This is a genomic window from Planctomyces sp. SH-PL62 (assembly GCF_001610895.1).
Taxonomy (GTDB): Bacteria; Planctomycetota; Planctomycetia; order Isosphaerales; family Isosphaeraceae; genus Paludisphaera.
The window spans coordinates 2,552,236-2,564,807 of record NZ_CP011273.1; the positions used below are offsets into that span (position 1 = coordinate 2,552,236).

10 protein-coding genes are annotated in these 12,572 nt (G+C 70.6%); 3 read left to right on the forward strand and 7 right to left on the reverse strand.

Going from position 1 to position 12,572, the window contains the following annotated elements; all coding sequences use genetic code 11:
- The first annotated feature begins 8 nt into the window (after nt 1-8).
- Nucleotides 9-266 (forward strand): hypothetical protein, encoded by a 258-nt coding sequence (locus tag VT85_RS09870; protein ID WP_068414046.1) that lies wholly within the window; start codon nt 9-11, stop codon nt 264-266.
- 27 nt (nt 267-293) lie between these two features.
- Here VT85_RS09870 and VT85_RS09875 read toward each other — a convergent pair whose 3' ends face one another.
- The 5 genes from VT85_RS09875 to VT85_RS09895 all read right to left on the reverse strand — a co-directional run bounded on the left by VT85_RS09875 (nt 294) and on the right by VT85_RS09895 (nt 6,628).
- Nucleotides 294-1,460, reverse strand: coding sequence for a hypothetical protein (locus tag VT85_RS09875; RefSeq protein ID WP_068414049.1), 1,167 nt, complete (start codon nt 1,458-1,460; stop codon nt 294-296).
- An 80-nt stretch (nt 1,461-1,540) separates the two neighbouring features.
- Nucleotides 1,541-2,752, reverse strand: a complete 1,212-nt coding sequence (locus VT85_RS09880; protein ID WP_068414056.1) for a hypothetical protein — start codon at nt 2,750-2,752, stop codon at nt 1,541-1,543.
- Between the two features lie 23 nt (nt 2,753-2,775).
- Entirely contained in the window at nt 2,776-4,911 is a 2,136-nt protein-coding gene (locus VT85_RS09885) for a S41 family peptidase (RefSeq protein ID WP_068414059.1), read from the reverse strand.
- Nucleotides 4,912-5,162: 251 nt separating this feature from the next.
- Nucleotides 5,163-5,483: a hypothetical protein gene (locus VT85_RS09890; protein WP_068414062.1), complete on the reverse strand. Its 321-nt coding sequence runs from the start codon at nt 5,481-5,483 to the stop codon at nt 5,163-5,165.
- Between the two features lie 35 nt (nt 5,484-5,518).
- The gene (locus VT85_RS09895) at nt 5,519-6,628 is read right to left on the reverse strand and encodes a DUF1559 domain-containing protein (protein ID WP_409999939.1); all 1,110 of its coding nucleotides are present in this window, start codon (nt 6,626-6,628) and stop codon (nt 5,519-5,521) included.
- A gap of 293 nt (nt 6,629-6,921) precedes the next feature.
- Between VT85_RS09895 and VT85_RS09900 the strand changes: the two genes are divergently transcribed.
- Nucleotides 6,922-9,735, forward strand: coding sequence for a PSD1 and planctomycete cytochrome C domain-containing protein (locus VT85_RS09900; protein ID WP_068414068.1), 2,814 nt, complete (start codon nt 6,922-6,924; stop codon nt 9,733-9,735).
- Between the two features lie 31 nt (nt 9,736-9,766).
- Nucleotides 9,767-11,203 (forward strand): DUF1501 domain-containing protein, encoded by a 1,437-nt coding sequence (locus VT85_RS09905; RefSeq protein ID WP_068414071.1) that lies wholly within the window; start codon nt 9,767-9,769, stop codon nt 11,201-11,203.
- A 12-nt stretch (nt 11,204-11,215) separates the two neighbouring features.
- Here VT85_RS09905 and VT85_RS09910 read toward each other — a convergent pair whose 3' ends face one another.
- Together VT85_RS09910 and VT85_RS09915 are read right to left on the reverse strand one after the other, a co-directional pair.
- Nucleotides 11,216-11,440, reverse strand: a complete 225-nt coding sequence (locus VT85_RS09910) for a hypothetical protein (protein WP_156512779.1) — start codon at nt 11,438-11,440, stop codon at nt 11,216-11,218.
- Nucleotides 11,441-11,472: 32 nt separating this feature from the next.
- Nucleotides 11,473-12,489, reverse strand: coding sequence for an LLM class flavin-dependent oxidoreductase (locus tag VT85_RS09915; protein WP_082858493.1), 1,017 nt, complete (start codon nt 12,487-12,489; stop codon nt 11,473-11,475).
- Nucleotides 12,490-12,572: the final 83 nt, after the last annotated feature.

Sequence of the window (12,572 nt, forward strand, 5' to 3'; positions counted from 1 at the left end):
CTCCGATCATGGCCGCCTTCAAGTCCCCCGCGCACGACGATCACGACGATTCCGAATGGGGCCTCTGCAAGGACTGCAAGTGGTGGCAGATCGAGCCCGAGGCGAAGGTCGAGGACCCGACGCTCGGGCTCTGCATCGACGAGGACCTGTTGCCGTACAACCTGAGGGTCTCGGGGCTCAGCGGCTGCAACCACTTCATGGCCGGCGAGCCGGCTCGGGCGGCGGGCTCGGCCGAGGCCCCGCCGCACGCCAAGGCCACGCGCTGAAGGCCACGCGCCGAACCAGGCCGCGCGTCAGTCGCGAGGGCGGATCCGATACAGGTGGACCTGATAGGCGGTGAAGCGGTCGGACCAGGCGCCGGCGGGGGCTTCGAGGGTCCGGGACTCGTCGAGGACCTCCACCGCCAGCTTCGCGTCGGCCTGGCCGGGGAGCTGGAACGTCGCGGTGGTCTCGCCCTCGCGGAGCGAGGCGGCGAAGAGGTACGTCTCGTCCCCCAGGCGCTTGACGACCCAGGCGATCGGGATCGATTCGTCCGAGGAGGAGACGGTCGCGCCGTCGGGGACGTCGGGGCTGTTGAGGACCGGGGCGAGTTCGTGGATGCGGGCGTTGGTCGCCGCGACCTCGCGCGCCACCGCGTCGTCGGCGAGCAGTCCGGCCTCGATGAACGTGGGCTTGAACTGGTGGCAGAAGTAGATCAGCCCCTTCGCGCCCCGGATCAGGGCCATCCAGACCTCGGAGCGGATCTCCTGGGGGGTGGCCTTCCGGTCCTCGTTGCTGATCCGGGTCGTCTCGATGCAGCACCAGACGGGCTTGCGGCCGCCGGTCCACTCGCGGAGCCGGTCGACGCCCTGGGGGACGTACCAGAGCTTGCCGGCGACGGCCGCGTCGGTGCTGCACGCCGGGTAGATGTCGAACGAGGCGATGTCGCAGCCCTTGAGGTACTCCGGGTAGTCCTCGGGGTGGTTGGTCCGCGTCCCCCGGCCGTACCAGCCGTCCCACGCGACCCCCTGGCCCAGATTGAGCAGCACCGGGCGGTCGGGATCGGCGGCCTTCATCGCGCGATAGCGTTCGAGGATCGTCTCGGGCGTGACGGGGGGGCCGTACCCCTTGCCGTTCGGCAGCGCCTGGGCGTTGTCGGGCTCGTCGTCGTGCATCCAGCCGACGATCGTCGGCCGGTCGCGGAACGCCAGGGAACGGGGGCTCTGGCCGGCGATCACGCGGATGCCGGCCGCGTCGAGGGCGTCGAGCTGCTCGACCGTCGGCCCCCGCCAAAGGCCGACGTACACGTTCACGCCGATCGCCCGATACTTCTCCGCGTTCGCCACGTCCTGCAACCAGACGGCGATCGGGAAATGATCGGGCCGATCCGGCAGGCCCTTCGCGAAAGTTGCGGCGTCGTCCCCCGCCCTCGCGCCGACCGTCCAAGCCGCCAGTAGCAAGACGAACGTCCCGATCCGCATGGCGTCCTCCCTTCGGTCCCTGAAACCCGGAAGCGAGGTCCATTCTATCGCGGCCCGCGCCCGCCTTGCACGCGCCTGGTTCAGTTGATGAACCGCGCGAAGACGTCGCGGTTGACCGTCGCGTTGGCGGGGCGGAAGTAGGAGCTGTGGGAGCACTGCGGATTGACGAGCCCCAGGAAGCTGCCGCAGCCGGAGGGCGCCAGGTTGACGAAATCCGCATCGACGGCGTACGGGCGCCCCTTGAGGGGCCCGCCGACGACGTCGCCCCGGGCGTCGAGGTTGACCCAGTTGCGGACGTTCGCCGGCTTCCGGCCGTCCTTGTTGGCGGGGCGGAGCCGCAGCTTCACGGCGCCGATGGAGAGCGCGGCGCCGACGGTGAAGAAGTTGCGGACGAGCGGCGTGCGGAGCCCGTCGTCCTCGAGCTGGCGGAGGCCCTCGTAGGCGACGACCGTGCCCCAGCTATGCGCGATGACGTCCAGCCCGCGACCCGCGGCCAGCTCGGGCCGGACCACGGCGAGAAAGCGATCGACGATGGCCTTGCGGACCGCGTCGTCGACGAGGTAGATCGAGAAGTCGTCGATGCACGACGCCCCGGGGATGGAGATCAGTCCGGCCATCTCGGCCCCGGCGAGCCCGGCCCCGGCGGGAGCGGCGGCGGCGGCCCCGGCCCCGAGGAGCCCGGCCCCGGCCGCCCCGGCGAGGCCGTCGGCCTGCGCGGCGGCGGCGGCCATGGTCTGCTGGTCGGCGCGATCGCGGAGCGTCTCCTTGATCTCCTCGGCGGCGGCGGCGCGGGCCCGTTCGCGCCGGGCGACCGGGTCGGGCAGCGCGTCGGCCGACGCCGCGCCGAAGACTGCCCCCCGGAGGGAGCCGGACGCCTGATTCACGATGTCGCTCCAGAGCACCTCCAACCGCGTCTCGCCCCGCGTCCCGGGCCCGAAGGCCGTCGGCACGAAGGGCTGCAGCGCGGCCCACCAGGGGTCGGAATAGCCCCGGTCGTGGCGGCAGATGCCGTGCACGTAGACGAGGCGGCGGCTACCGACCGCGGCGGGCGCGGCGACGGATGCGGCGGCGGCGGCTCCGCCGTCCAATACCTCGGGGAAGAGGGCGGCCGTGTCGGCCGTCGGGATCTCGTCCGTCGAGAGGTCGGCGGTCGGTTCGGGCGGCGGCCCCGCCAGGCTCGCGTACATCTCCAGCGCCGTGCGCTGGAGGTCGGCCGGCAGGGGCCCGCTCCCGACGATGCGACCCAGCAGGGCGATCATCTCACGACGGACGTCGTCCGGTTCATTCGACATGGTCGGCCTCGCGAGGGTGGAATTCAGAGGGTGCCGGGGTTGAGCATCTGCGCCGCGGCGGCGATCAGATCGACGTTGCGTTCCAGGATGTCGCGGCGGGTCATGAGATGGACGGCGTCGGGCTTAACGCCGAGGTCTTCCAGCGGCACGCCCGTCCTGGCCCCGACGCGGGTCGACCGCCGAATCGCCGTGCGGAAGCTCACCCCCCTGGGCGGCGGGATGAAGCCGTCGAGGTGGGTGAAGAAGTCATAGGTCCAGACGTTGGCCCCGCCGGCCCCGGTGCGCCCGCTCGTGCCCAGGACCCGGCCGACGCCGTGGTCCTGGAAGCCGGCGGTGAAGATGTCGGTGGTGCTGTAGCAGAGCGCGTCGACCACCAGCGTGACGGGGCCCGGATAATGGTAGCCCAGGCCGGCGTTCGCGCGGGCCTCCGACGTGAGGGGGAACCCCTGGGAGTACGTCTCGCCCGTCTCGACGGCCAGGTCGATCGACTCGACCCATTCGGCGAGGCTGGGATGGCCCTGGCAGAGCCTCAGCGTCGCCGGGGAGTTGATGAAATGGAACCGCTCCGGCTCGATCGGGCGGGAGGTGAGGGCCTGCAAGAGCAGCTCGCCCGCGTTGATGTTCCCCCCGCCGTTGCCGCGGACGTCCACGATCAGGCCGTTCTGCGGCAGGAGTTTCGCCAGGCGGACGAACTCGGCCGCGAACGAGTCGGCGTCGAACGTCATGAAGGAGGAGATGCGGATGTAGCCGAAGGTCCCGGATGGGGTCTCGACGGTTCGGAAGGCGAAGAAGTCGGGGAGGAGGCTCGTCGCGTCGGCCGCGACCGATGGGGGCGCGCCGGTCGTCGAGGCCGCGGCGGCGGCCATGCGGCGCTGGGCCTCCGGCATGTCGGGAGGCCGCATCGCCTGCTTCATCCGCCGCAACGCCTCCCCCTTCACGTCGAAGCCCAGGGCCGAGGCCCCGAATCGCGGGCCGTCGACGGGAGCGGCGGCGGCGAACGGGTCGGCGGGCGTCGTCACGCTGGCGACGACCAGCGCCATGTGCCGCTCCTTGTCGACTTCCTCCGGGAAGAAGAGCGATTTCCGGGAGCGACGGAAGGCCTCGGTCTCGGCGTCGTAGCCCATCACCCGGGCGACGTCGTCGGCCATGTCGCCCGGGTCGTGGACGTCGGCGCCGCTGATCGCCGCGGCCGGCGTCGTCACCATCCAGTCGAATTGAGCTTTGAACGCCCGCCCGCCGGACTCGTAACCGATGACGACCCACTCCTCGTCGGGCGGGGCGGTGAGCGCCATCGGCCGCAGCGTGAGGGCCTCCAGGCCCCGGGCGTGCCGCGCGTCGGCATTGCTCCCCGCTTCGCGAGCCGCGTTCCGCTCCACGGCCCGGTCGATGGGGATGCCGTTCCAGCTCGTCAGCGTCGCGCCGACGCCGAAGGTCGGGTGGGAGAACCCGGGCAGGACCCGGGTCACCAGGAATCGCCGCCTCGGCGGGGAGCCTTCGAAGTACTCCTCCGCCAGGAACGGGAGGTAGGCCGTCTTCCCCTGAAAGTCGAACGGGAGGATGTAATTGGTGTGCAGGTCGCGCAGCGAGTGGAAGATCTCGATCATCTCGTCGTGGAACTGCCGGGCGCTCTCGTCCCGCTCGCCCAGCTTGATCTGCAAGGCCAGCTTCCGCCTCAGCAGTCGAAGTCGCTGGAGCGGGTCGATCCCGTGCATCGCCCGCTTCAGGGGGAGGTGCACGTAGACCTGGCCGAGCATGGTCGCCGCGGCGTCGACGACCGTCAGGCGTTCTTCATGCGTCAGGTCCTGGACGCCCTCGAGGAACTGCTTCAGGGTGACGTCGCCGGTCGGCGGTGGGGGCGGCGCAGCGACCGGCGGAGGGCCAGGCGCGGCGTCCGGGGGGGGCGTCCGGAGGCCCTTCGTCCCGCCCGACTCCCCGCCGAGCTGCAGGCACATCGCGCCGATCTCTCGCAGCCCCCGCTGGAGCCATTCGAGGCGCTGCTCCAGCGTCGAGTCGGCCGTCGCCCCCCCTCCAGACGCGACGGGGGGCTCCTCCTCGCGGGCTTTCGGCGTCGCCCGCGCCGAGGACGACGCCGCCGGCCGCGCCCCCGTGGGCGGCCCCCCCGCAACTCTGGTCCGGGTCCGCTTCTTGGGCTCGGCCATCTTCGTCCCCCAGGCTCAGGGCGCGCCGCGACCGCCGCCCGACCTCGGGCGCGGCTCGCTCGGCGGAGGGACGGGAAAAGCGGGCCTTCGTGATTCCAGGCCCGCAGGCGCCGCCCCTCCCAATCGTCAACGCTTTATTAGTATTCCACCCTTTTCCGGCCAGTCAAGACATTCACGCCTGATTTCCACGCAACTCCGATTAACATTTCGTCATCGTCCGGCCGGCGGCCGGGGCGGGGGCCGGAGCCCGGCTACCGGCCCCGGCGCTGGCCGCGCATGAACTGGGCGAGGCGGGTCTGGGCGGACTCCCAGGAGCCGGACTTGGCCTCGGTGGTGATGGCTTCAAGGGCGTCATAGGGGGCCTGGTCGAGCTTGCCGGCCTCGCGTTGCGACTTCAAGGTCGCCAGGCACCCGTCGACCAGTTCGGGCTTGTGGAGCGAGACGGCCGTGTAGAGGGCGTCGACGGTCTTGAAGGTCTCGGCGTCGGCGCCCATCTGCGGGGGGGCGCCGCAGCCCGCGAGGGCGAGCGCCGCGAGCAGGGCCCACGTCCTCGTTAGTTTTCGCATGTTCATTTGGAAGTTTCCCGATTTCGCTCGCGCGGCGAGGCTCAATAGTCGCCGGGGACGATCTCGCCGCCGTTGCGGGTGGAGAGGGCGACCCAGGTGTAGGGGTTGATGGTTTCCTTGACCCAGCGGACGGAGCCGTCGCCCATCAGCACGTTGGAGCCGTCGCCGTCCTCGGAGTACATCTCGTCGGTGTGGCCGAACGGGTGGTTCGGGGCGTGGATGATGACCTGGGGATGGTCGCGGATGTCGGGCCCGCTGTGCGCGCCCACGAGGTTGCCGCCGCTGTTGGGGTCGGACGGCCACCGGGGGCGCTGGGGGGTGGAGGCGAACGGGACCACGCCCACCCAGGTCGAGTCGCAGAGGTAGGACGACTTCTCGCCGATGAAGATCGTGTTCGACAGCCCGTCGGTCACCGACGCGGCGCGGGTCCGCGAGTTCCGGTAGAACGGCCCGTCGATGACGTGCGGGGTCGGGGCGCCGGGGATCGGCTCGGGGGCGTCGAAGTCGTACGAATAGGCCTTCGTCCGTCCCCACGGCTGGTTGATCCCGGCGTTCGTGACGTAATGGCTCCGCGAGAAGACGATCCGGGGCGTGAACTCGCCGGCGTCGTTGGGCGCGCCCGAATCGCCGTTGCTGTAGTGGTGCAGCGCGAACGGCTCCGTGCCGTCCGTCGCCGACGGGCAGAGGAAGACCGTCAGTTGCACCCTCGCGCCGGTCGAGTTGTCGGGCGCCCAGCACGGCAGGTTCGTGTTGAAGCTGGCGTGGACCGTCGACTGCTCCAGGAAGGGGAGGATCAGCATCCCCCAGGCGAAGCCGGGCGTCGTGTTGATGTTGTCGTCGGGATAGCTCACCCCGTACGCCGAACCGACCGCCCTGGGGTTCCCCACGTACGCCGGCGGGAACGCGCCGATCGCCGACTCGTAATTCGCGATCGCCAGCCCGATCTGCTTCAGGTTGTTCACGCACTGCGTCCGCCTCGCCGCCGACCGCGCGGCCTGCACCGCCGGCAGCAGCAGGCTGATCAACACCGCGATGATGCTGATCACCACCAACAGCTCGATCAAGGTGAACCCCGACCGCCTACCAGCCGCCCAGCGCCGTATGGGAACCATAAGTCCTCCGACTTGCTCATCCAAAACCAAATTCAACATCCCCGTCTTCCGAATGATGCAGATCTTAAAACAGGAAACCCTGCGCGCCAATTCAATTTTTTGGTCGCCCAAAACTTCGGTGCCCCACCGTCCCAAAGCCAGGTGAGATCGATCGTGGGCTCGTCGAGCGGCCCGGCGGACACGGGGGTTTGCGTCGTTCGGCGACCGCGCCGCCCGGGCCGCTGATTCCGGCGCCCCGGCTCGTCCCCCGGGAGAACCGCTTGACAGCCGGCCCCCGCCATGCGCGAATTATCAAAGGAATGTTAAAACAACCGGGGCGGGGGACGACGCCGATGGCCGCGCGGAATCTTGTTCGAACGTCGCGATTCATCGCGGGCTGGCTGGTGCTCCTCGCCGGATCGGCGCGGGCCGACGACCCCGACGCGGCGCGGGCCGAGTTCTTCGAGGCGAAGGTCCGGCCGATCCTGGTCGAGCGCTGTTTCGGCTGCCACTCGGCGCAGGCGGAGAGACTCAAGGGGAGCCTTGCGGTCGACTCGCTCGAGGGGCTCCTCAAGGGGGGCGATCTGGGGCCGGCGGTCGAGCCGGGCAAGCCCGACGAGAGCCTCTTGATCCAGGCGGTCGGCTATGAAGACGACTCGGTGAAGATGCCGCCGAAGCAGAAGCTGCCCGACGCCGAGATCGCCGTCCTGCGGCAGTGGGTGACCGGCGGCGCGACGTTCCCGAAGACCGCGGCCGAACCCGTCGCCAGGGTCCAGGGGATCGACTTCGACGAGGCCCGCCGGCACTGGTCGTACCTCCCGGTCGCCCGCCGAGAGCCGCCGCCGGTCGCGGACGCCTCATGGTCGAAGACGCCGATCGACCCGTTCGTGCTGGCGAAGCTGGAGGCCTCCGGCCTCTCCCCGTCGCCCCCGGCCGACCGCCGCACCCTGCTGCGTCGGGTCTATTACGACCTGATCGGCCTGCCGCCGACCGCCGAGGAGATCGCCGCGTTCGAGGCCGATCGATCCGACGACGCCTACGCGAAGGTCGTCGACCGGCTCCTCGCCTCCCCCCGATACGGCGAGCGCTGGGGACGGCACTGGCTGGACGTGGCCCGGTACGCCGACACGAAAGACGGCGTGCTCATGTATGGGGACGATCGAATCCGCCCCTACGCCTACACCTATCGCGACTACGTCGTCCGGTCGTTCAACGAGGATACGCCGTTCGACCAGATGATCCGCGAGCAGCTCGCGGCGGACGTGGTCGCGCCCGGGGACGAGCCCTGGCGGCTGGCGGCGATGGGCTTCCTGACGCTGGGCCGGGCGTTCGACAACAACGTCCACGACCAGATCGACGACAAGATCGACGTCGTCAGCCGCGGCCTGCTCGGCCTGACGATCGCCTGCGCCCGGTGCCACGACCACAAGTACGACGCGATCCCGACGGCCGATTATTACGCCCTCTACGGCGTCTTCGCCGGCGCCGAGGCCCCGCTGGAACTCCCCCTGATCGACGACCCCGCGAAGACCCCGGACCGCAAGACGTTCGAGGACCAGGCCGCCGCCAAACGCGCCGAGATCCGCAAGTTCCTGGACGACCAGTACGCCTTGCTCTCCGAGGAAGCCCGCAAGCGCGGGGGCGACTACCTGGAGCGAGCCGGCACGACGCCGGCCGACCCGCTGGAGACGGCCGTCTTCTTCATGTCGCTGGCGCCCGAGGATCTCCGCCCGCCGATCGTCGCCCGCTGGCGTCGCTATCTCAAGCAGCGAGCGGTCCCGTCCGACCCCGTCTTCGGTCCCTGGTCGGACCTCATGAAGCGCGACGAGGAGGCTCTCGCCGCCGAGGCGCCCGCCATTCTCGCGGCCTGGGCCGAACGCCCCGTCGGGACCGACCCCGGCAGCCTCAATCCGCTGGTCGCCTCGGCCCTGAACGCCGCGACGATCCGCACGAAGGCCGACGTCGCCAGGGCCTACGCCGACCTCCTCCGGCGCGTCTACGAGGAGTCGAAGTCCTCGCCCCCCGACCCGTCCGACGAGGCCCGGCGGCAAGTGCTCGACATCCTGCAAGACCGCGAAAGCCCGTCGTACTTCCCCCGGAGCCAGACCCGCGCCTACATGTCGCGAGGGGAGAAGGACGCGTTCGGCGGCAAGACCGTCGAACTGGACCGGATGACCGTCAAGGCGGCCGACGCCGCGCCTCGGGCGATGGTCCTGGTCGACGCCGACGAGCCCTATACGCCCCGCATCTTCGTCCGCGGCAACCCCGCGCAGCCGGGCGACGTCGTCCCTCGACGGTTCCTCCGGGTGCTGGCCGGCGACGAGGCGAAGCCGTTCGCCAACGGCGGCGGCCGGCTGGACCTGGCGAACGCGATCGCCGACCCCGCCAATCCGCTCACCGGCCGGGTGATCGTCAACCGCGTCTGGATGCACCACTTCGGCGAGCCCCTCGTCTCCACCCCCAGCGACTTCGGCGAGCGGAGCAACCCGCCCAGCCACCCCGAGCTGCTCGACGACCTCGCCGCCCGCTTCGTCGAGGAGGGCTGGTCTCTCAAGAACCTCCATCGCCTGATCGTCCTCTCCGCGACCTATCGGCAGGCGAGCGCCGACCGCCCCGACTGCCGGAAGGTCGACCCGGAGAACAAGCTGATCTGGCGGGCGAACCGCCGCCGGCTCGACTTCGAGGCCATGCGCGACACGCTCCTGTTCGTCTCCGGCCGGCTCGACGCGACGATGCACGGCAAGCCGGTCGACGTGGCGAACGACCCCAGGAACGCCCGCCGCACCGTCTACGGCCTGGTCGACCGCCAGAGCCTGCCGGCCGTCTTCCGCGCGTTCGATTTCGCCAGCCCCGACGCCTCGGCCGAGCGCAGGCCCCTCACCACGGTCCCCCAGCAGGCCCTCTTCGGCATGAACGCCCCCCTGGTCGTCGAGCAGGCCCGCGCCCTCGCCGACCGGCCCGACGTCGGCGGCGCGACCGCCCCGCCCGAGGCGATCCAGGCCCTCTACCGCCTGATCCTCGCCCGCCCCGCCGAGCCCGACGAGGTCGAGACGGCCGCGAGGTTCCTGCGAAGCCTGGCCGACGAGCCCGACGGGTCGACGCTCGCCCCCCGCGCCCAGCTCGCGCAGGTCTTGCTGATCACGAATGAGATGATGTTCGTCGACTGATTCAACGACTCTTTCACGCAAGGCGGACGCCATGACCCCCGACTTCCGACGCCCCCTCTCCCGACGCGAGGCGATCCAGCAGGCCGGAACGGGCTTCGGGATGCTCGGCCTGGCGGCCCTCCTGCGCGAGACCGGCCTGCTCGGCGGCGAGGCCCGCGCGGGCTCGCCTGGCGCGGCGCTCAACCCGCTCGCCCCCAGGGCCCCGCACTTCGCCCCCAGGGCGAAGCGGGTGATCCACATCTACCTGAACGGCGGCCCCAGCCAGGTCGATACGTTCGACCCCAAGCCCATCCTCACGAAGTTCGACGGCAAGCCGCTGCCGCAGGGGAACCTCTCCACCGAGCGCAAGACCGGCGCGGCGATGGGCTCGCCGTTCAAGTTCCGGCGGTACGGCGAGAGCGGCATCCCCGTCAGCGAGATCTTCGAACGCACCGCCGCGCACGTCGACGACCTCTGCGTCATCCGCTCGATGCAGGCCGACACGCCCAACCACGAGCAGTCGATGCGGCTGATGAACTGCGGCGACGAGCGGCTCTCCCGCCCCAGCATGGGCGCCTGGCTGACCTACGGGCTGGGCTCGGAGAACGAGAACCTGCCGGGCTACGTCTCGCTCTGCCCCGGCCTCCCCGTCGCCGACGTCTCCAACTGGCGGTCGGCGTTCCTCCCGGGCGTCTTCCAGGGGACCTACATCGACACCCGCAAGGAGAAGGCCGAAGACCTCATCGAGAACATCCGCAACGGCTTCGTCTCCCCCCGCGAACAGCGCAAGCAGCTCGACCTCCTCGCCGAGATGAACCACCGCCACCAGAAGGCCCGCGCCGAGGACGACGCGCTCGACGCCCGCATCGCCAGCTTCGAGCTGGCCTACCGCATGCAGATGGAGGCGACCGACGCCTTCGACGTCTCGCAGGAGCCGCAGCACGTCCGCGACATGTACGGCCCCGGCGTCCAGGCCCGGCAGTTGTTGATCGCCCGCCGGCTCGTCGAACGCGGCGTCCGGTTCGTCCAGCTCTTCCACGGCGACGTCCAGCCGTGGGACAGCCACGACAACCTCCCCGCCGCCCACCGCGACCTCGCCGGCCAGTGCGATCAGGGCATCGCCGCCTTGCTCACCGACCTCAAGCAGCGCGGGCTGTTCGAAGACACCCTGGTCCTCTGCGGCGGCGAGTTCGGCCGCACCCCGTCGGTCGAGCTGGTCAACGGCAAGCCCGGCATGGGCCGCGACCACAACCACTGGGGCTTCTCCGTCTGGCTCGCCGGCGGCGGCGTGAAAGGCGGCACGATCCACGGCGCGACCGACGACTTCGGCTACAAGGCCGTCGAGGACGTCGTCCACGTCCACGACCTCCACGCCACCATCCTCCACCTCCTGGGCTTCGACCACACCAGGCTCACCTACCGCCACGCCGGCCGCGACTTCCGCCTGACCGACGTCCACGGCAACGTCGTGAAGGACGTCCTGGCGTGAGGCCGGGGCCCCTCAGCGGCCCCGAGCCAGCCCCATCAGGAACGACGCAACGCCCCCCAGAATGGCGAGCGGCCCGGCCAGGCGAAGGAGTTTGCCGAATCGCTCGTGCCAGGCGTCGTAGGCGGCGTCGAGGCCGGCCGGCTTGCCGATTCGACGCGTACCCAGGAGCCAGGAGTACAGGCCGACGAAGACCATGATGGAGCTGTTGACGAGCGAACCAAGGAGATCAGGGGACATCGAACCGACTCCGACCGATCCGACGAAACGGGTCATCCCGCCGCGACGGGCGTCGTCCGGCAGGCTTGCATCAGCAGCTCGTACGATCGCAGCCGCGCGGCGTGATCGTAGATGTGGCCGGAGAAGATCATCTCGTCGGGCTGGGCGGCGTTGACGAGGGATTGGAGGCGGGCGCGGACGGTCTCGGGGGCGCCGACGACGGTGACGCGGGTCATGCGCTCGACGGCCGCGCGCTCGGGGGGGGTCCAGAGGCGTTCGAGGTCGTCGACGGGGGGGGGCAGGAGGCCGGGACGGCCCCGGACGAGATGCAGGATCATCTGCTGATGCGACGTGAAGAGCCTGGCGGCGGCCTCGTCGGTGTCGGCGACGAACGCATTGACGCCGATCATGGCGTGGGGCCGGTCGAGGGTTTCCGAGGGGACGAAGGACTCGCGGTAGATCGCCAGCGAGTCGAACAGGTGGTCGGGGGCGAAGTGCGAGGCGAAGGCGTAGGGCAGGCCCATGTCGGCCGCGAGCCGGGCGCCGAAGTCGCTGGAGCCGAGCAGCCAGATCGGCACGTCCAGGCCTTCGCCGGGGATCGCGCGGACCAGCCGGCCGGGCTTCGCGGGGCGGAAGTAGCCCTGAAGTTCGCGCACGTCGACGGGAAAGGAGTCGACCTCCTGGAAGTAGCGCCGGAGGGCCTTCGCGGTGGCCTGGTCGCCGCCGGGCGCGCGGCCCAGGCCGAGGTCGATCCGGCCGGGGAAGAGCGAGGCGAGCGTGCCGAACTGCTCGGCGATCACCAGCGGCGCGTGGTTCGGCAGCATGATCCCGCCGGCGCCCACGCGAATCCGCGAGGTCGCCGCCGCCAGCTGGCCGATCACCACCGAGGTCGCCGCGCTCGCAACTCCCGGGATGTTGTGGTGCTCGGCGACCCAGTACCGCTCATAGCCCAACCGTTCCGCGTGCCGCACCAGGTCGAGCGAATCGCGGAACGCGTCGGCCGCCGTGCCCCCCTCGACGATCGGGCAGAGGTCCAGCACCGAGATCTTCACGTCGTCCAGCTGCTTCACGCGACTCTCCCTCCCGTCCGCCGTCCTGATCCCTCGTCCCTGGAATTGTAGAGGCGGGGGGTCGAAAAGGCGAATGCCCCGGC